The sequence below is a fragment of the Chelatococcus sp. KU-N122 genome (assembly GCF_055391085.1).
In genome coordinates this window covers 5,814,846-5,833,550 of record NZ_AP043981.1, presented here as the reverse complement: position 1 = coordinate 5,833,550, position 18,705 = coordinate 5,814,846, and the positions used below count along the sequence as shown (strand labels likewise).

The following is an 18,705-nucleotide window of genomic DNA, read 5'->3' as shown; positions in this document are numbered from 1 at the left end:
GGGCATGATCTTATCCAAGGGGCCGCACCGCCCGCGGGCGATCATGCTCTAGAGCCCGGCGCCCAGTTCATGCCCGCGCTTGCGGTTGCGCCCTTTCATCAGCGCCCGCTCGGCGAACTCGACGGCGTAGTAGAAGGCGAAGCCCATGGCGATGAGCCAGAAGATGGCGGCGAACACCGTCACCATGGCGAGGTTGGCCCGGGCCTCCACGAGCACGTAGCCGAGGCCGGAATCGGAGGCGACGAACTCGGCGACGATGGCGCCGACGACGGCGAAGGTCATGCCCACCTTGAGGCCCGCGAACATGCTCGGCAGCGCCGTCGGCAGGCGCACCTTCCAGAACGACTGCCAGCGGTTGCCGCCCATGGAGCGGATCAGCATCAGGCTCTCCGGGCGCACCGCCATCAGCCCGGTCAGCGTGTCGATGACGATCGGGAAGAAGGCGATCAGGAAGGTCATGATCACCTTGGGCAGCAGGCCGAAGCCGAACCAGACGATGAACAGCGGCGCCAGCGCCACCTTCGGCAGCACCTGGGCGGTGATCACCACCGGCTGGATCGCCTCGCTGAAGGTCTTGGAATAGACCATCAGCGTCGCCATCGGCACGCCCACGATCACGGCCAGCGCAAAGCCCAGGATGATGGCCCACGCGGTGGCGATGGCGTGCTTGAGGAAGAAGGCGTGCTGGGCCACGACCTCGTGCAGGATGGCGCTCGGCGGCGGCAGCATGAACACGGGAATGCTGAACGCCCGCACCGCGCCCTCCCAGACGAGCAGCAGCGCCAACACCGTGGCGAGCGGTACGAGCCGGCGCAGCAGGCTTTTCCCGTCGCGCACCGCGGCCTCCGCCGGCTGGGCTCGGATGCTGGCGTCAGTCATTGCCGAAGACCCCGAGCTGCTTGAAGATGTGGCGGATCTGGCCGGTGTAGGCGTTGAATTCGGGGCTATCGCGGATCTCCAGCGGCCGCGGGCGCGGCAGATCGATGGTGATGTCCTCGGCGATGGTGCCGGGCCGGGCGCTCATCACGATGACGCGGTCCGACATGAACACCGCCTCGGCGATGCTGTGCGTCACCAGGATGGCGGTTTTCCGCCTCTCCAGCCACAGCCGCTGCAGGTCCGCGTTCATCTGATCGCGCGTCATGGCGTCGAGGGCGCCGAACGGCTCGTCCATCAGCAGGATGTCCGGATCGTGCACCAGGGCCCGGCACAGGGCGACGCGCTGCTTCATGCCGCCCGACAATTCGTCCGGATATTTCTGCTCAAAGTCCTTCAGCCCGACATTGGCCAGCAACTGCCGGGCCTGCGCCAGATAATCCCTGACCGGCAGCCTGCGGATCTCGATCTGCAGCAGGATGTTCTGCAGGGCGGTGCGCCAATCGAGCAGCTCAGCGTTCTGGAAGATGATGCCGAGATCGGTGAACGGGCCGTCGACGCGTCGGCCGCCGATGCGGACCTCGCCCTGGGATGGCGCGGCCAGGCCGGCGACGATCATCATCAGCGTGGTCTTGCCGCAGCCGCTGGGGCCGAGCAGCGAGACGAACTCCCCTTCCTCGATGCGCATCGACACGCTGGACAGCGCCTGGACGCCGCCGCCGTCGGCCGATCCGTACCGCTTGGTCACGGAGCGGATGTCGATGAAGGGCGCGGCAGCGTTCATCCATGGGCCTCGTTGCGACGGAGAGCCGTCCGACCCCTCACTTGGTGAGGTACTGGTTGGAAAAGATGGCGTCCGGCTTGACGGAATCCTTGGGCAGCCCCTGGTATTCGACCAGGAGATCGATGGTCTTCTGCCAATCGCCGGTGTCCATCACCCCGGTTGGCTTGCCCTTGGTGGCGTCCGTGGCGAGCAGCTTGACGGTTTCTTCCCACTGCTTGGTGATCACGGCGCGGCTGATCTGGGTGCCCTTGGCGTAGTCGAAGAAGGCGTCGATCGCCTTCTCCGGGCTCGCCTTGGCAGCGTCGATCGCCTCGGCGGTCGCCTGGGCGAAGCGCTTCACCACATCCGGGTTCTCGGACGCATACTTGGTGCTGACGATGATGCCGTTGCTGACCAGGTTCAGGCCGTACTTCGGATAAGCCAGGACGTTGAGCTTGCAGGCGCATTTCTCTTCCATCAGGGGAAGCTGCGTCACCGTGTAGCCGAAGCTGAAATCGGTCTGCTTCTGCAGGAACAGGCTGTCGCGGGTCGGGATGTCGACACCGACGCGCTGGATGCCGCTGCCGTCCACGCCCGTCACCTTCAGGAAGGCGGCGAACAGCTGCTCGGGCGCCGAGCCGTTGCCGAAGCCGCCCTTGCGGCCGGCCAGGTCCTTCGGCTCCTTGATGCCGCTGTCGGGCATGGCCAGGATCACCGCCGGGCTGGTCTGCAGCATGCCGACGATCTGCTTGGCCGCCAGCCCCTGGGCCGCGAACTTCACCAGCGTGCCGCCGTCGGCGAAGCCGAACTGGTCGGTGCCGGCGGCCACGGTCTGGATCGTCGTCGCCGAGCCGCGTCCGGTCTGGGCGGTCACGTCGAGGCCGTGCTTCTTATAGATGCCGTCGACGATGCCGTAGAGGATCGGCACGTGCGAGCCGTAGAAGAAGACGTCGACGCGGATCGTCACCGGCGTCGGCGCCTGGGCCGCCGCCGGCCCCAGGCCGAGCGCCGCAAGGGACAGCGCCAGCAGCGCGCGGCGCCCGAGAACGGCCGCGGGCTTGCGCGTCCATGCCGCTGCGGTTCGGACGACGACGTTGCTCATGGGACGGATCTCCGGGACGTGGGTTGGCTGAGGGGCAAGGTTGCGTGCGGCGGGCCAGGGCGGTCCCTAGCGTCGGGCGCCGCCGCGCGGGTGCTGCGCCGCAGGCGGGCCGCATGCCGGCGACGGCCCTGGCGCAGGGCGCGGGCGAGCTCTCCGTAGTAGCGGACACTGTCTTCCTGGAGGCTGTGGCGCATGCTCGGGCCGAACTCGTCAGCCACCCAGCGCCGCTTGGCCGCGATGTCGGCCCGCATCTCGTCCGCATCGGGCAGCGCGACGCCGCCCCGCTCGATCTCGGCGATCCATTGCGCCTGCCGTTCGCAGGCGTAGTTGATCGGCGTGTCCAGGGCGATCATGCCGACGAAATAAAGCCCCGGCCGGTCCGGCGGCACGATGCGCTTGTAGAGCTCGAGCCGATGGCCGGGCGTCGGGACCACGTCCTGGGGCAGGAACGGGAACTCGCTCACGAAGCCGGTCGCCGCGATCAGGCAGTCGTACGTCTCGCTGGTGCCGTCGACGAAGGTGACGCGCTGGCCGTCGATGCCGGCGATGCCCTGCTTCACCCCCACCCGCTCGAACAGGATGTCCTGGACGATGGTGGAGCTGATGGTCGGATGCACCCGGTGCATCGCCGGCTTGAACCCGTGCGACGTCATGCGGCCGTGCACGGCGCGCACCAGCCAGCCGAGCACCCGGCGGCCGAACGCCGCCGGCAGCAGGCGGTGCTGCAGGTAGCGCGCCTTGATGTCGCCGATGGACAGGCCGAACACCGTGTGCGGCATGATGAACACCGGCGACCGCGCCACCAGCACGGTGCGCGCCGCCGTGGCGCAGACGTCGCTGGCGATGTCGACGCCGCTGTTGCCCGCGCCAACGATGCAGATGCGCTTGCCGACGAACGGCTCCGGCGCCCGGTAGGCCGACGCGTGCAGGTAGGTGCCGGTGAAGCCGCCGCTCAGCTCCTCCGCGTGTGCGGGACGGGAGAACGGACCGGTGCAGACCACCGCGACATGGAAATTTTCTTCTCCGCCATCCCCGGTCGCAACCGTCCAGCCCGAGCCGCTCGCGCCGCCGGCGGCCGGCCGCAGCGCGGTGACCTCGGCGTGAAAGCGAACGAGCGCCCTTAAGCCGAAGTGATCGGCGTAGGCCGCCAGATAGCGCGCCATATCGCGATGGTCGGGGATGCGCTGGGTGGCATCGTCGAACGGCAGCCCCTGGAAGGCGGTCAGTGTCCGCGACGTATTGATGTGCAAGCTGCGGTAGAGATAGTTCCTGCCGTTATCGTTGTCGTAGACCCAGGTTCCGCCGACCGCAGAACCCTTCTCGAAGATCGTGACGGCGAAACCTTCGTCTTTCAGGATCTTTGCGGTGACCAGACCAGCCGGACCAGCGCCGATGACGGCGGCGCGTCGTTGGTTCAGCTGTCCGGCGCTCGACGACATCTTGGCGGGGGCCTCATCGCAATACCCCCTGATGCTAGCAACCCCTTGCAGTGCAGCAAGACAGTTTTACAACGAGAATGGTTCAACAAAATTTATGTGTCATGCCGATGCTAGACCTCGAAGCCCTGCGCACGTTCGTCACTGTCGTCGACCAGGGCTCGTTTGCGGCGGCGGCCGGGCGCGTCTATCGCAGCCAGCCCGCCATCACCCAGCGCATCCAGAGGCTGGAGGCGAGCATCGGCCGGCCGCTGTTCCGCAAGGAGGGTCGCGCCAAGAAGCTGACCGAGGACGGCATCAAACTGCTGGACTACGCCCGCCGCATCCTCGCCCTGCACGACGAGGCCTTCGCCTCGCTGGTGGCCACGGCGGTGACGGGTGAAATCCGCCTCGGCGCGCCGGACGATGCGACCGAGACCATCCTGCCCGGGCTGCTGCGCCGCTTCTCGACCATGTACCCCGGGGTGCGCGTCGTCATTCACATCGCGCGCAGCGCCTTCCTGATGCAGTCGATGCGCCAGGGCGAGATCGACATGGCGATCTCGACACGTGACGAAGCCGGCCACCCGCGCCTGCGGCTGCGCACCGCGCCGGCCGTCTGGCTCGCGGCTGCCGACTTCAAGCTGCTGCGGCACGAGCCCGTGCCGCTGGTGCTGCACGACGAGCCGAGCCTGTTCCGCAATATCGCGCTGGAGGCGCTGGAAGCGGCCGGCGTGCCGCTGCGCATCACCCACATCTCGGGCTCGCTCTCCGGCATCAAGGCGGCGGTGCGGGCCGGCGTCGGCGTCACCACCCGCTCCATCGAGACGCTCGAGCCGGCGTTCCGCGTGCTCGGCGGCGCCGACGGCCTGCCGCCGCTGCCGGACGTGAGCTTCTATCTCTACCTGGCGAGCCTGAACGCCCACCCGACGGCGCACCGGCTGTTCGACAGCCTGAAGGATTCCTACGGCGACAAGGCTTAGGGCGCACTGCAACGTGCGGGGCGGCTTGTTACCCTCCGTGCAACCGCCTAAGGCCGAGCTCGGACGCGGTGCGCCCGGCGCAGGCGCGAGCGACAACACGCCGCTCGCCTCGATCGGCGGATCGCGCCATAAAGGCGAGGTTGCGCTTCGCAAGCAGGACCTTGCCCGCCCTCCCCACAGGCCCGCCACGGATTTCTCAAGGTGACCGAACGACTACTGGCAGGCGACGAGCCGGCACCGGTGACGGTGCGCAATCCGGACGGCGCTTCGCCCCTGCTGCTCGTCGCGGATCATGCGGACAAGGCGTTTCCCAAGGCGCTCGGCCGCCTCGGCCTTCCGGAGCACGAATGGGAGCGTCACATCGGCTGGGACATCGGCATCGCCGGCGTCTGCCGCCACATGGCGGACGCGCTCGATGCCACGCTGATCCAGCAGAACTATTCGCGACTGATCGTCGACTGCAACCGCCCGCCGGACGCCGAGACGTCGATGCCGGCCGTCAGCGAGACGACGCCCGTCCCCGGCAATACCCGCATCGGCGCGAGCGAGCAGGCCGCTCGCGTGCGCGAGATCTTCCAGCCCTATCACGATCGGATTGCCGCCGAGCTCGACGCGCGACAGCAAGCAGACAGGCCGGTCGCGCTGATCGCCATGCACAGCTTCACCCCGGTGTTCAAGGGGATCACCCGGCCCTGGCACGCCGGCCTGCTCTATAATCGCGACCGGCGCTTCGCCGCCCCGCTGATGGCGCTGCTCGAGCGCGAGGACGGCCTGGTCGTGGGCGACAACGAGCCTTACAGCGTCAGCGACGCGTCCGACTACACCATCCCGGTCCACGGCGAGCGCCGCGGCCTGCATCACATCGCCATCGAGATTCGCCAGGACCTGATCGCCGACGACGACGGCCAGCGCGCCTGGGCGGCACGCTTCGTGCGCTTGTTGACTTTGGCGTACGGCGAGCTGGCGGCTGCCGTGCAGCCAAGCTAGCCGGCCGCGGCCCGGCCGACGGCTGAGCGGACGTCTATCGCGATATCCCCAATCTCGGGGCCGTCACGGGGCGGCGCCAGGTGGCGCCCGCCAAGGTGGCGGCGACGCAGATGGCGGCGGCGCCGACGGCCGCCGCAGCGATGACCAGGAACAGCGTCGCCAGCCCGGCGCCGAGCTGGGCGACCGCGTACCAGCCGACGCCGGCAGCGACCAGCAGGCGCAAGGTGCCACCGAGGAACGGCCAGATCGGCCGGCCGCCGCCTTGCGAGGCGAAGCCGAGCAGGAAGGTCGCGCCGATGGCGCCGTAGAACGGCCCGACCAGCCGCAGATAGAGCGCCCCCGGCTCCAGCACCGCCGCATCGTGACTGAACAGGCCGAGCCACGCGTTCGGAAACAGCGCCACCGCGATGCCGACCGCCTGGGTGAAGCCCACCGCGACGAAGGTACCGGCCCAGGCGATGCGGCTGGCGCGCTCGACGTTGCCGGCGCCGATATTGGTGCCGACCATGGTCAGCACCGCCGTGCCGAGGCCGAACAGCAGCGGGATGAGCAGATAATCGAGCCGCGACGCGAGGCCGTAGCCGGCCAGCGCATCGGTGCCGAAGCGGCCGACGGCGCCGGTGACGAGGATGACGGTCAGATTGAGCTGCACGGCGCTCAGCGCCGAAATGATGCCGACGCCCAGGATGTCGCGGAACAACCGCACTTCGAGGCGCCCGCGCCGGAGCGTCAGGCCCGACCTGCCGCGCCGCATGTAGGCGAGCAGCACGACGGCGGCGACGGTGTAATAGGCCGTCACCGCCAGACCGGCACCAGCGACGCCGAAGCCCGGCAGGGGCCCGAGGCCGAAGATCAGCACCGGCGACAAAGGGACCAGCGCCGCGGCGCCGAGCAGTACGACCAGGGCCGGGACGCGCACGTTGCCGGCGCCACGGAGCGCCGCGCACAGCAGATTGACGATCCACGCCGGCACCGAGCCGACGAAGACGTAAGCCGAATAGAGCAATGCGGCGTCGAGCGCCGCGCCGTGCCCACCGAGCGCGCGGTAGAGCGCCGGCCCGGCAAGCAGGATAGCGGCCGTGAAGGCGAGGCCGAAGACCACCGCCAGGACCAGGGTGTGCCACACCAGCGCGTCGGCATCGTGCTGCCGCCCGGCGCCGACGGCGCGCGCCACCGCGGAGGCGACGCCGCCGCCAATACCGCCGTTCGACATCATCGCCATGAGCATGGCGATGGGAAAGACCAGGGCGACGCCGACCAGCGCATCGGTGCCGAGGAAGCCGACATAGAAGGTCTCGGCGATGCCGACGAACGTCTGCGCCACCAGGACCACGATCGTCGGCAAGCCGAGCTTCAGCATGGTCGGCAGGATCGGTCCGGTCAGCATGGCCTGGCGCATGGCGGCCTTGGGATCGCCGCTCGGCGTCGCCGCCGGCTCGGCAAGGGGAGTGGGATCGGCCTGGACGTAGGCGCCTGCGGGCATTGTCATCGATGAGCGCAAGGCCAATGCGCCGCTGGCGTCCGGGCTGCTGGTCACGGTAGTCTCCTTGCAGGCGGTCGCATGTTCGGCTTCCGCCCGGACGGCCTCGCTTGCGCACATTAATGTACGAGCATATGCTTCTAAATCGGGAAGAGAGCATATGCTCCTAAATTTCGCAAGCTCTTTTCGGCGACGCACAATGGAGTGGGGTGACGTTTGAGGTGCCTACGGTGACCGAACGCCCACCAGGGATAAGCCAATGCTACGCTGGCGCGTTGCGGCGCGCCGCGCGGCGCATGTCCCAGTTCTACGACCGCAAGCTGGCGACGACCGGCTTACGGTCGACCCAATACTCGATCCTCGCCCTGCTGCGGCATCTCGACGAGATGCCGATCAACGAGCTGGCGCGGCGCATGGAGCTCGATCGGACGACCGCCGGCAAGAACTTGCGCCCTCTCGAACGAGCCGGCCTCGTCGTCGTCTCACCGTCCAGGACCGACGGGCGTAGTCGTACGATCATGCTGACGTCCGCAGGCGCCGCGGCGTTGGCCGCCGCCGTCCCCTTATGGCAGGAAGCCCAGCGTGAGTTCGAGGAGAGCAACGGCGCCGACGCGGCCGCGGCTCTGCGCAGCACGTTGACGGGGCTCCGGATCGGCACCGGAACGCCGTCGCGCGAACGCATGTCGCAACCGGAATGAGATCCGCCGACGGCAAAAACATGCTCCGCGCAGCGCGCTCAGTCCATCACGACATCGAACCGATCGGCGAATGCGCGGCGTCCTGAGGGCGTGAACAGGATCACCCTCCCCTCGCTGCGCCGCGCCCATCGCTGCTCGATCATACGTGCCAGCAACCTGGCACCGAGCAGGCCGCCGAGGTGGCTCCTCCGCTCGCTCCAATCCAGGCAGCGGCGGCAGAGGGGGCGCCGGGCCGAAACCTGGTTTTCGGCATCGATACCCAGGCCGGCGAAGAAGGTTCGGCCCTCGGGGGTGACCTCGGGCTCCGGGGCATCGGTCAGCCGGCCATGACGGATCAGGCTGTCCATGAGCGCCACCGCATGCTCCCCGGCCAGATGATCGTAGCAGACACGCGCCGTCCGCATGGCCGCATCGCGTGGGCCGGTCCGCACCCGCACCGCGCCGGTGCGCTGCGCCAGGCCCATCAGGCCCTCGAGCACCGCGGCGATGTCGGCACCGGACAGGCGGAAATAGCGATGCCGGCCCTGCCGCTCAGCCGACAGCAATCGCGCCGCATCGAGCTTGGCCAGATGGCCGCTCGCCGTCTGGATGGTGACACCGGCGGCCTGGGCGAGCTCGGACACGGTGAGCGCGCGCCCATCCATCAGCGCAGCGAGCATGTTCGCACGCGCGGGATCGCCGATCAGCGCGGCGACGGTGGCGATCGACGGCCCATCCTTCATTCTCGGCGCCTCCACTGACACTTCGAGCTTAGCCGAACTGTTGGCGCCGCTCAATCGACTATGTTTGAGCCGTGACGAGGACGCTCACGATCAACAGGAGGCCCCGATGATCACCTGCTTCATCCGCTACGAGATCGACCCCTTCCGGGTCGACGCCTTCGAGCATTACGCCCGCGCCTGGGGCCAGGCGATCCCGCGCTGCGGCGCCGATCTGATCGGCTACTTCGCCCCGCACGAGGGCTCTGCAACCACCGCCTACGGCGTCTACAGCATCGAGAGCCTGGCCGCGTACGAGGCCTACCGGGCGCGCCTGCGGGATGACGCGCAAGGGCGCGAGAACTACGCCTTTGCCAAGCGCGAGAGCTTCATTCGCCGCGAGGACCGTGTCTTTCTGCGGCTTGCTTCGGCCCCGCACGCCCCGATCGTCCGGCCATGATCGCGGTGATCTTCGAGATGGTGCCGCGCGACGGCGAGCGCGCCCACGATCTCGATCTGGCCGCGGCGCTGCGACCGGAGCTAGAGCGCTTTGCGATTGGGTGGCCTCACCCAATCGCGAGAAAGCGCTCCAGATTCAAAAGACTATGAGCATTTCTCTGCCATTGGATGGGTCCATCCAATGGCGAAATGCTCTAGCCAACGAGGCTCATGCCTCGGGCAGCCCCAGCTTGCGCAGCCGCGCCAGCATGTCCTCGGCCATGGCATCGAAGGCCGGCGAGCCGCCCGTCGCCTCCTTCTGCTTGGCGATGGTCCAATCGGGACGGACCTGGGCGTGGCGCTTCATCATCTGCATGGCCTCCGCCGTGCGGCCCATGCGGTCGAGCGCGACCGCCGCGTAAAGGTAGGGCGGCGGATGGTTGGGGTTAAGCGCGATGGCGCGCTCGGCCGCCTCGAGCGCCGCCTTGTCGTCGCCGGTCAGGCTCGCGGCGAGCGCGCTCACCGACAGCCAGATCGGCGCCAGCGGATCACGCGGGCTGATCGCCCTTGCCTTGTCGATCCAGGCCTGTGCTTCCTCCGGACGGCCGGCGAGTACCAGGGCGAAGCCGTAGTTGGCGAACGCCGGCGCGTGGTTTGGATTGAGCTCCTGGGCGCGCTTGTAGAGGTACAGGCTGCGATCGAGATTGCCCTGGATGGCGCTGGCGAAGGCGAGCACGAAGAACGCGTCGGCGTCTCGCGGATCGAGCGCAATGGCCCGCTCGCCGGCAGCGATGGCCGCGGCGGCCAGGGCCTGCGTCTCCCCGGGCAGCCAGCCGTAGCGCGCAGCGCGGGCGAGCGCGTAGCACTTGGAGGCGAGCGCGTCGGCATTGTCGGGATCGAGGGCCAGCGCCTTGTCGACGAAGCCGAGCGCGGCATCGTTGGTGGCCTTGCTCTGCGGCTTGGTCCACAGCTCCGCCCAGGCGCGCAGCGCGTAATCCTGTGCGTCGAGGTCGGACGGCTTGCCGCGCAGCACGCGCCGGCTCGCCGCGTCCTTCAGCTCCAGGTTGAGCGTGCGCGCGATCTGGCCGGTGAGCTGCTGCTGGAGGGCATAGACGTCGGCGCGGGTGCGATCGTAGCGCTCCGACCACAGGACGCCGCCGGTCCGCGCATCGATCAGGCTCGCTGCGACGCGGACGGCATCGCCTTCGCGCCGCACCGTGCCCGAGAGGGCGTAGGCCACGCCGAGCTGGCGCGCCACCTCCTCGGCCGACCCCGGCTTGCCCTTGAATGTCAGGCTCGTCGACGGCGAGATCACGAAGGCGTCGGAGATGCGGGACAGATCGGAGATCAGGTCCTCGGTCAGGGCGTCGGCGAAGACGTCCTCGTCGGCGTTGCCGGACACGTTGACGAAGGGCAGCACCACGATCGACAGGCGCGACACGGCTGCCGCCCGGCTTGGCGCCGGTGACGACGACAGCCCGCCGCGATAGGCCCACAGCCCAGCCCCCGACGTCGCGAGCATCAGCGCAACGGCTGCAACCCACGCCGCGCGGGCGCGCAGCGGGCGCGGCCCGGTGGGACCCGGGCGCAGCAGCCAAAGGTGCAGCGGCTCCACGATATTCTTGAGCCGCTGCTGGCCCAGGTCCTCGAACGAACCTTCGATCTTGCCGAGGAGATGCTGGCGGGTGGCCTCGTCGAGGCACACCGCTCCGGGCGTCGCACGCTGCTCCAGGCGCGCGGCAATGTTGACGCCGTCGCCGAACACGTCGGCGCCGCCGCCTTCACCGCCGACGATGACGTCGCCCAGGTGCAGGCCGACGCGCACGCCGATGCGCCGCGCCGGCTCGACGGAAGTCTCTGCGGCATCGATCTCGGCGAGCCAGGCCAAAGCGGCGCGCCCCGCTGCCACGACGCTTGGAAACGCGGCGACGAAGCCGTCGCCGGTGGTCTTGACCAGCTGGCCGCCCTGCTCTGCGATCAGCACCAGCGCCCGCTGAAGATATGGCTGCCAGCGCCGGTGCGTGCCCTCCTCGTCGAGCTGCATCAGGCGGCTGTAGCCGGCCACGTCGGCAATCAGCACGGCGGCGAGCCGACGTTGAAGCTGGCTGGCAGTTTGTTGCATCGATGCCTTGCACCCGAGATCCGCGAGCGGCGCCGGTCCGACCATCCCCCTGCTGGTGGTGCGACCATATCCGCAAGGCCGGTTGCGAGGAAGCAGACGCGGCATCGGCAGTCGCGGCGCCCATCGCCGGCTGCGACGTGTCCGCATGCCTCGCCTGCGCCAACAGCGGCAACTTACTCCTATGACATAACGTATCTTATGTTACGATCCCGGCAGGGAGGAGGCCGGCCGACCATACGCCGGTTCTCGACGCGCGAGGGCACGATGCAAGGTACGACTTTGACAGCGCTTCTGGGCAGCCGCTACCCGATCGTGCAGGCGCCCATGGGACTCATCGCTACGGCCGATTTCGCCTCCCGCGTGTCCAACGCCGGCGGCTTCGGGCTGGTCGGCGTCGGCCTCGGCACCGCCGCCCAGATCGAGGCGGAGCTGATCAAGATGCGCACGCTCACCGACAAGCCGTTCGGCGTCAATGTCGCGCTGGCGTTCCTGCGCGATCCGGACGCGATCCGCGTCATCCGCGAATACGGGGTCAAGTTCGTCACCACGTCGGCCGGCGACCCGGCGAAGCTGACGCCGCTGTTCAAGGAAGCCGGCATCACCGTCTTCCACGTGGTGCCGAACCTCAAGGCCGCCCAGAAGGCGCTCGAGGCAGGCGTCGACGGCCTCGTCGTCGAAGGCGGCGAAGGCGGTGGCTTCAAGAATCCGGACCTGGTGTCGACCATGGTGCTGGTGCCCTTGATCCGCGACCATACCGATCGGCCTATTGTCGCGGCCGGCGGCATCTGCGACGGCCGCGGCATGGCCGCCGCCTTCGCGCTCGGTGCCGACGGCATCCAGATGGGCACGCGCTTCGTCTGCTCGCTGGAGGCCCCCGTGCACGACAACTGGAAGCAGGCTATCGTTACGTCGACCGATACCGACACGGTGGTGCTCAAGCCCAACGCCCGCCAGGCGGTGCGCACCATGAAGACCGGCCGGACCCGGGCGCTCGTCGCCAAGGGCGAGTTCGACCTGGCGGACGAGCTCGGTCACGCCAAAGACCTGTATTTCGGCGGCGACATGGAAGCGGGCATCGCCCTCTCCGGCCAGGTGGGCGGCCGCATCGGCGACGTGAAGAGCATCGCCGCCATCATCGACGACATCGTGGCGGAGTACGCCGCCGCCATCGCGCGCCTTGCGCCCCTCGCGAGCCCCACGCCGAGCCGCTTCGCCTCCTGACGATTATTTTACCCGGGTTTAATCGACAGCTCGATTCCATCGGAATAAAACCTCCCGACGACTTGCGACGCGGGCAAGAGGAGGTTTGCCATGGACGACGTGACGGTGACGGCCTTTGCCGGCGAGCGTTGGCTGGCGGCGGGGACCCGCGCCGAGGTGGCCATCGCGGTCAAGCACGCGCTTGCGCTAGGTGCGGGCGGTCCAATCGCCGTCTTCGACGACGCGACGGGCGGTGCGGTCGATTTCGATTTGCGCGGCAGCGACGACGACGTTCGCGCCCGGCTCACGCCGCCGACCGCTCCGCGCCCGCCCGGCCGACCCAGGCTGGGCGTGGTCGCCCGCGAGGTCACGCTGCTGCCGCGCCACTGGGAATGGCTGGCGGCGCAGCCGGGCGGCATCTCCGTCACGCTGCGCAAGCTGGTCGACGGCGCCCGCGCCGTGGACGGCGATACGGCGCGGGTACGGCAGGCTCAGCAAGCGGCAGACCGTTTCATGAGCGCCATGCTGGGCAACCAGCCCGGTTACGAAGAGGCCTCGCGCGCCCTGTACGCCGGCGATGGCGAGCGCTTCAGCGCCCTGATGGCCGGCTGGCCCGAGGATCTGAGGGCCCACGCGGAACGCCTCGCCGCGCCCGCCTTCATACCGGCGGGGTGAGCGGACATGTGCGCAACGCGGCCGGCGCAGCGCATTTGAAGTTGCGGCGGGCCGATGCAATGGGAAGGATAGGACGTGCGAGTCCGTGCCGTTAGGCTGGTCGCGTTTGCGGCCAGCCCTGTCCCCGAGTCGATCCGTTCATGCCCCATTCCGCCCTCGTCTCGACCGAGCAGCTCTTCGAGCAGCTGACTGCGCCCGACCTCGTCGTGGTCGACGGCTCCTGGTACCTGCCGGCCCAGAACCGCGATCCCCAGGCCGAATATCTCGCCGCCCACATCCCCGGTGCAGTGCGCTTCGATATCGAGCTCATCAAGGATCCGACCTCTCCCCTGCCGCACATGATGCCGCGGCCGGACGCCTTCGCCGCGACCGTGGGTCAGCTCGGCATCGGCGACGGCAAGCGCATCGTCGTCTATGACGGCATGGGCCTGTTCTCAGCGCCGCGGGTCTGGTGGATGCTGCGCGCGATGGGCGCGGAGGACGTGGCGATCCTCGACGGCGGGCTGCCGAAATGGACGGCCGAGGGTCGCCCGGTCGAAGATGGCCCGGTGTACCGGGCGCCGCGCACCTTCACCGCGCGCTTCGACCACGGCGCCGTGGCCAAGATCGGCGACGTCGGGCGCGCCCTGGAGACGGGCGAGGTCCAGGTCGTCGACGCCCGCGCCGCCGACCGCTTCACCGGCGCGGCTCCCGAGCCCCGGGTCGGCCTGTCGTCGGGCCATATGCCCGGCGCGCTCAATGTCCCGTCGAGCACGCTGATCGACAACGGCCGCCTGCGCTCGCGCGAGGCGATCACAGTGATCTTCCAGGAAGCCGGCGTCGACCTGGCCCGCCCGATCCTGACCACCTGCGGCTCCGGCGTCTCGGCCGCCATTCTCACATTAGGCCTGCACGAGATCGGCCGGCGCGGGCTGCCGCTCTACGACGGCTCATGGACCGAATGGGCGGGCACGCCGGGCGCGCCGATCGCGACCGGCCCGGCGCAACCGAAGCGGTAGCGCCGGCGGAACCGCGTCCCGGGCGGCCGTCCGCCGAAAAGCACGTCGACCCCGGCGAGCTGGAGTTCGTTCGCGCCGATGGATGGCGCTCACGCCAGGATCTGGCCGAGGAACAGCTTCGTGCGCTCATGCTGGGGGTGGGTGAAGAACGCCTCGGGTGCGTTCTCCTCGACGATCTGCCCCCCGTCCATGAAGATGACGCGGTCGGCGATCTGGCGGGCGAAGCCCATCTCGTGGGTCACGCACAGCATGGTCATGCCCTCCTTGGCCAGGCTGACCATGGTGTCCAGCACCTCCTTGACCATCTCCGGGTCGAGCGCCGACGTCGGCTCGTCGAACAGCATGATCTTGGGGCTCATGCACAGCGAGCGGGCGATGGCCACGCGCTGCTGCTGGCCGCCCGACAGCTGGCCTGGATATTTGTGCGCCTGCTCGGGAATGCGCACCCGCGCGAGCAGGCGCAGCGCCAGCTCCTCGGCCTGGCGGCGCGGCATCTTACGCACCCAGATCGGCGCGAGCGTGCAGTTCTCCAGCACCGTCAGATGCGGGAACAGGTTGAACTGCTGGAACACCATGCCGACCTCGCGGCGGATCTGCTCGATCCGCTTGAGATCCTTGGTGAGCTCGATGCCGTCGACGACGATGCGCCCCCGCTGATGCTCCTCGAGGCGGTTGATGCAGCGGATCAGCGTCGACTTGCCCGATCCCGAGGGCCCGCAGATGACGATGCGCTCGCCGCGCCTCACGGTGAGGTTGATGTCCTGCAGGACGTGGAAGGCGCCGTACCACTTGTGCACGCCGCTCATCACCACGGCCTCGTCGGCGACCGCAGCGGTGGCGCCTGGACTGGCAGTGTCGCTCATCAGCGGGTCCCCGTGGCCAGCCGCCGCTCCATGGCCAGCGAGTAGCGGGACATGGCGAAGCAGCAGGCGAAATAGAAGATGGCAGCGAAGGCGTAGCCGGTCACCGAGGTCACCGGCGAGGACCATTGCGGCACGTTGGCGCTGACCTCCACGGCGGTGAGGAAATCGAAGATGCCGACGATGGTGACCAGCGTCGTGTCCTTGAACAGGCTGATGAAGGTGTTGACGATGCCGGGGATCACCAGCTTCAGCGCCTGGGGCAGGATGATCAGCAGCATCATCGGCCAATAGCCGAGGCCGAGGGACTGCGCCGCCTCGTACTGGCCCTTGGGCAGCGCCTGCAGCCCGCCGCGGATCACCTCGGCCATGGAGGCCGAGGCGAACAGGCAGACCCCGACGATGACGCGCAGCAGCGAATCCGGCTGCATGCCCTGGGACAGGAACAACGGCAGCATGCGGTTGGCCATGAACAACAGGGCGATCAGCGGCACGCCGCGGATGACCTCGATCAGCACGACGCAGACCACGCGCACGATCGGCATCGACGAGCGCCGCCCCAGCGCCAGCACCGTGCCCAGCGGTAACGACACCACCATGCCGAGCAGCGAGATGGTCATGGTGACGAGGACGCCGCCCCACAGGTGCGTCGGCACCGGCGCCAGGCCGAGCGCGGTCGAGCCAGTCAGCAGCAGGAAGGCGATGATCGGGAACGGCACGAAGAACAGGAGCACGGCAAGGCCCCGCCGGGGCAGCGACGGCGCCAGCGCCCAGGCGATCAGCACCACGGCCATCACGGCCGTGACGTTGACGCGCCAGCGCTCCTCGATCGGATACTGGCCGTAGATGAAAAAGCCGATGCGATTGAAGACGAAGGGCCAGCATGCGCCGACCGGGCGTCCCACGGTCTGGGCAAGGCAGGCCTCGCGGTCCGATCCGGCCCAGACCGCGTCGATCACCAGGAACCTCACCGCCGGCGCGAACAAGGCATAGATGATCGCTAGGCCGACGAGCGTCAGCAGGACGTTCGTGGGCGACGAGACCAGCGACGCGAGCTGCGCCGCCACGCGCGAACGTTCGAGCGGTGGCGGCTTCAGCTCCGCGGCCTCGCCCGCGTGGGTACCGGCAGCGTGGCTCATGGCGTCAGCGCTCCACCAGGGCAATGTGCCGGTTGTAGAGGTTCATGGCGAGCGACGTGACCAGGCTGATGATGAGATAGACCAGCATGATGAGCGAGATCACCTCGAGCGCCTGGCCGGTATTCTGCAGCACGGGCCCGGCGCCGACCTGCACCAGCTCGGGATAGCCGATGGCCACCGCCAGCGACGAGTTCTTGGTGAGGTTGAGGTATTGGCCGGTGAGCGGCGGGATGATCAGCCTGAGCGCCTGCGGCACGATCACCAGCCGGGTGACGAGCCCGCGGCGCAGGCCGAGCGCCTCGGCCGCCTCGGTCTGCCCCTTCGACACCGAGGCGATGCCGGCGCGGACGATCTCGGCGATGAAGGCCGCCGTATAGAGCACCAGGCCCAGGAGCAGCGCCACGAACTCCGGCAGCAGCGTCACGCCGCCGGCGACGTTGAAGCCCTTGAGCACGGGATAATTGATGGAGACGGGGCCGCCGAAGAGGGCGAGCGCCAACGCCGGCCCGGCGACGAGCAGGGCAACGGCGACGGGCAGGACGGGCACGGAGCGCCCGGTCGCGTCGACGCGGCGCCGGTTCCAGAGCGCCAGGACGACGCAGGCGAGGACGGCGACGCCAAAGCCCGCGAGCACCGCGGTGCCACCCGCCGGCGCATTGATGGTCGGTAGGAACAGGCCGCGGTTGTTGAGCAGCGCACCGGCGCCGAGCTCCAGCGATTGGCGCGGGCCGGGCAGCGGCTTGAGCACGGCGTTGTACCAGAACAGCAATTGCAGCAGCAGCGGCACGTTGCGCAGCAGCTCCACGTAGACCTGCGCCAGCCTGGCGACCAAGGCGTTCTTCGACAGCCGGGCGATGCCGACGACGAAGCCGAGCAAGGTCGCCAGCACGATGCCGATGGCGGAGACCAGCAGGGTATTGAGCAGGCCGACCAGCAGCGCACGGCCGTAGCTCATGCTGGCGTTGTAGGAGATCAGGCTCTGGGTGATGTCGAAATTGGCCGGATCCCAGAGGAAGCCGAAGCCCGTCGCGATGTTGGCGGCGCGGAGGTTGTCGGCGACGTTGCGAGCCGCCCACCACCCGAGCGCGACGATCGCGACGACGAGCAGGGTCTGGAAAAAGGCGGAGCGGACCGCGGGGTTGCCGGTGAGCGACCCCTTGGGTGGTCCGGCGCCATCGCCGGTCACGGGAGCGTCCCGTCCAGCGGCCTCTTCGCTCAGCGAATCGGCGGTGCGTACTGCACGCCGCCCTTCGACCACAGTGAGTTGAGCCCGCGCTTGATCTTGAGCCGCGAGCCGTCGCCGAGATTGCGGTCGAAGATCTCACCGTAATTGCCGCCGGCCTTGATGATGCGGACCACCCAATCGTTGGTCAGCCCGATGCCCTCGCCGAACTTGCTCTCGACGCCCAGCAGGCGGCGGATCTCGGGGCTCTCCGATTTCGTCATCTCGTCGACGTTGGCCTGGGTGATGCCGAGTTCCTCGGCGCCCACCAGCGCAAAGCCGACCCAGCGGACCAGATCGAACCATTGCTCGTCGCCCTTGCGCACCGCCGGGGCGAACGGCTCCTTCGAGATGATCTCCGGCAGGATGACGTGCTCGTCGGGATTGGTGAGGCGCAGGCGCTCGGCATACAGCGCCGAAGTATCTGTGGTGAACGCGTCGCAGCGGCCGGAATCGTAGGCGCGCACCGTTTCCGCGTTGGTGGCGAACGAGACGATCTCGTACTTCATCTTGTTGCTGCGGAAGAAATCGGCCAGGTTGAGCTCGGTGGTCGTGCCCTGCTGCACACAGACCGTCGCCCCGTTCAGCTCGAGCGCGGACGACACGCCGAGCTTCTTGCGCACCATGAAGGCTTGGCCGTCGTAGAAGTTGGTGGCGGTGAAGGACACGCCGAGCGCCGTGTCGCGCGACATCGTCCAGGTCGAGTTGCGGACCAGGACGTCGATCTCGCCGGTCTGCAGCGCCGTGAAGCGGTCCTTGGCGGACAGCGGCACGAATTTCACCTTGGTCGGATCATTGAAGATCGCCGCTGCGACGGCACGACAATAGTCGACGTCGAAGCCGACCCATTGCCCCTTGTCGTCGGGCACGCCGAAGCCCGCCAGACCCGGATTGGAGCCGCAGGCCAGCTGACCGCGCTGCTTCACCTGATCGAGGGTGCCCGCCATTGGCGCGCCGGCGGCCAGGAGGGTGGTGGTCAGCGCAAGCGAAGCGAAAAGCCATTTCATAATCGATATCCCCTTGCCGATTGCCTCGGTCTCGGTGCCCCC

At 68.6% G+C, this 18,705-nt stretch carries 19 protein-coding genes; 8 read left to right on the top strand and 11 right to left on the bottom strand.

Features of this window, described 5'->3' with window-relative positions; translation table 11 throughout:
- Positions 1-48 precede the first annotated feature (48 nt).
- Genes ACZ5PO_RS26240 through ACZ5PO_RS26225 form a run of 4 tightly spaced genes read right to left on the bottom strand, consistent with a single transcriptional unit; the run spans position 49 to position 4,180 of the window.
- On the bottom strand, positions 49-879 hold the full coding sequence (locus ACZ5PO_RS26240) for an ABC transporter permease (RefSeq protein ID WP_464184989.1): 831 nt from the start codon (positions 877-879) through the stop codon (positions 49-51).
- Entirely contained in the window at positions 872-1,660 is a 789-nt protein-coding gene (locus ACZ5PO_RS26235; RefSeq protein ID WP_464184987.1) for an ABC transporter ATP-binding protein, read from the bottom strand. Before ACZ5PO_RS26235 ends, ACZ5PO_RS26240 begins: the two co-directional genes overlap by 8 nt.
- A 37-nt stretch (positions 1,661-1,697) precedes the next feature.
- The gene (locus ACZ5PO_RS26230) at positions 1,698-2,741 is read right to left on the bottom strand and encodes an ABC transporter substrate-binding protein (protein ID WP_464184986.1); all 1,044 of its coding nucleotides are present in this window, start codon (positions 2,739-2,741) and stop codon (positions 1,698-1,700) included.
- Entirely contained in the window at positions 2,738-4,180 is a 1,443-nt protein-coding gene (locus ACZ5PO_RS26225; RefSeq protein WP_464184985.1) for a flavin-containing monooxygenase, read from the bottom strand. Before ACZ5PO_RS26225 ends, ACZ5PO_RS26230 begins: the two co-directional genes overlap by 4 nt.
- Before the next feature lie 107 nt (positions 4,181-4,287).
- Here ACZ5PO_RS26225 and ACZ5PO_RS26220 point away from each other — a divergent pair, with 107 nt between their 5' ends.
- Together ACZ5PO_RS26220 and ACZ5PO_RS26215 are read left to right on the top strand one after the other, a co-directional pair.
- Positions 4,288-5,139, top strand: a complete 852-nt coding sequence (locus tag ACZ5PO_RS26220) for a LysR substrate-binding domain-containing protein (protein WP_464184984.1) — start codon at positions 4,288-4,290, stop codon at positions 5,137-5,139.
- A gap of 201 nt (positions 5,140-5,340) precedes the next feature.
- On the top strand, positions 5,341-6,126 hold the full coding sequence (locus ACZ5PO_RS26215) for an N-formylglutamate amidohydrolase (protein ID WP_464184983.1): 786 nt from the start codon (positions 5,341-5,343) through the stop codon (positions 6,124-6,126).
- Positions 6,127-6,160: 34 nt separating this feature from the next.
- Here ACZ5PO_RS26215 and ACZ5PO_RS26210 read toward each other — a convergent pair whose 3' ends face one another.
- Positions 6,161-7,663 carry an MATE family efflux transporter gene (locus ACZ5PO_RS26210; protein WP_464184982.1) on the bottom strand — a complete coding sequence of 501 codons (1,503 nt, stop codon included), beginning with the start codon at positions 7,661-7,663 and terminating at the stop codon, positions 6,161-6,163.
- A 239-nt stretch (positions 7,664-7,902) separates the two neighbouring features.
- Here ACZ5PO_RS26210 and ACZ5PO_RS26205 point away from each other — a divergent pair, with 239 nt between their 5' ends.
- Positions 7,903-8,304, top strand: coding sequence for a MarR family winged helix-turn-helix transcriptional regulator (locus tag ACZ5PO_RS26205; RefSeq protein ID WP_464184981.1), 402 nt, complete (start codon positions 7,903-7,905; stop codon positions 8,302-8,304).
- 38 nt (positions 8,305-8,342) lie between these two features.
- On the opposite strand, the gene ACZ5PO_RS26200 is transcribed toward ACZ5PO_RS26205, so the two are convergent.
- On the bottom strand, positions 8,343-9,026 hold the full coding sequence (locus ACZ5PO_RS26200; protein ID WP_464197051.1) for an ArsR/SmtB family transcription factor: 684 nt from the start codon (positions 9,024-9,026) through the stop codon (positions 8,343-8,345).
- Between the two features lie 106 nt (positions 9,027-9,132).
- On the opposite strand from ACZ5PO_RS26200, the gene ACZ5PO_RS26195 reads away from it, so the two are divergent.
- Together ACZ5PO_RS26195 and ACZ5PO_RS26190 are read left to right on the top strand one after the other, a co-directional pair.
- Positions 9,133-9,462 carry an NIPSNAP family protein gene (locus tag ACZ5PO_RS26195; protein WP_464184980.1) on the top strand — a complete coding sequence of 110 codons (330 nt, stop codon included), beginning with the start codon at positions 9,133-9,135 and terminating at the stop codon, positions 9,460-9,462.
- Entirely contained in the window at positions 9,459-9,611 is a 153-nt protein-coding gene (locus ACZ5PO_RS26190) for a hypothetical protein (RefSeq protein ID WP_464184979.1), read from the top strand. Before ACZ5PO_RS26195 ends, ACZ5PO_RS26190 begins: the two co-directional genes overlap by 4 nt.
- 58 nt (positions 9,612-9,669) lie before the next feature.
- On the opposite strand, the gene ACZ5PO_RS26185 is transcribed toward ACZ5PO_RS26190, so the two are convergent.
- Complete coding sequence (locus ACZ5PO_RS26185) at positions 9,670-11,562, bottom strand: adenylate/guanylate cyclase domain-containing protein (RefSeq protein WP_464184977.1); 1,893 nt, start codon at positions 11,560-11,562, stop codon at positions 9,670-9,672.
- A 264-nt stretch (positions 11,563-11,826) separates the two neighbouring features.
- On the opposite strand from ACZ5PO_RS26185, the gene ACZ5PO_RS26180 reads away from it, so the two are divergent.
- The 3 genes from ACZ5PO_RS26180 to sseA all read left to right on the top strand — a co-directional run bounded on the left by ACZ5PO_RS26180 (position 11,827) and on the right by sseA (position 14,435).
- Positions 11,827-12,783, top strand: a complete 957-nt coding sequence (locus ACZ5PO_RS26180; protein WP_464184976.1) for an NAD(P)H-dependent flavin oxidoreductase — start codon at positions 11,827-11,829, stop codon at positions 12,781-12,783.
- Positions 12,784-12,873: 90 nt separating this feature from the next.
- The gene (locus ACZ5PO_RS26175) at positions 12,874-13,437 is read left to right on the top strand and encodes a DUF2239 family protein (RefSeq protein WP_464184975.1); all 564 of its coding nucleotides are present in this window, start codon (positions 12,874-12,876) and stop codon (positions 13,435-13,437) included.
- 140 nt (positions 13,438-13,577) lie between these two features.
- Positions 13,578-14,435 (top strand): 3-mercaptopyruvate sulfurtransferase, encoded by an 858-nt coding sequence (gene sseA / locus ACZ5PO_RS26170; RefSeq protein WP_464184974.1) that lies wholly within the window; start codon positions 13,578-13,580, stop codon positions 14,433-14,435.
- 89 nt (positions 14,436-14,524) lie between these two features.
- On the opposite strand, the gene ACZ5PO_RS26165 is transcribed toward sseA, so the two are convergent.
- From ACZ5PO_RS26165 to ACZ5PO_RS26150, 4 genes are read right to left on the bottom strand one after another with little or no spacing between them, the layout of a single operon-like run.
- Positions 14,525-15,241: an amino acid ABC transporter ATP-binding protein gene (locus ACZ5PO_RS26165; protein ID WP_464197049.1), complete on the bottom strand. Its 717-nt coding sequence runs from the start codon at positions 15,239-15,241 to the stop codon at positions 14,525-14,527.
- A gap of 56 nt (positions 15,242-15,297) precedes the next feature.
- On the bottom strand, positions 15,298-16,434 hold the full coding sequence (locus tag ACZ5PO_RS26160) for an amino acid ABC transporter permease (protein WP_464184973.1): 1,137 nt from the start codon (positions 16,432-16,434) through the stop codon (positions 15,298-15,300).
- A 4-nt stretch (positions 16,435-16,438) separates the two neighbouring features.
- On the bottom strand, positions 16,439-17,620 hold the full coding sequence (locus tag ACZ5PO_RS26155; RefSeq protein WP_464184972.1) for an amino acid ABC transporter permease: 1,182 nt from the start codon (positions 17,618-17,620) through the stop codon (positions 16,439-16,441).
- Between the two features lie 29 nt (positions 17,621-17,649).
- Positions 17,650-18,663 carry an amino acid ABC transporter substrate-binding protein gene (locus ACZ5PO_RS26150; protein WP_464184970.1) on the bottom strand — a complete coding sequence of 338 codons (1,014 nt, stop codon included), beginning with the start codon at positions 18,661-18,663 and terminating at the stop codon, positions 17,650-17,652.
- Positions 18,664-18,705 lie beyond the last annotated feature (42 nt).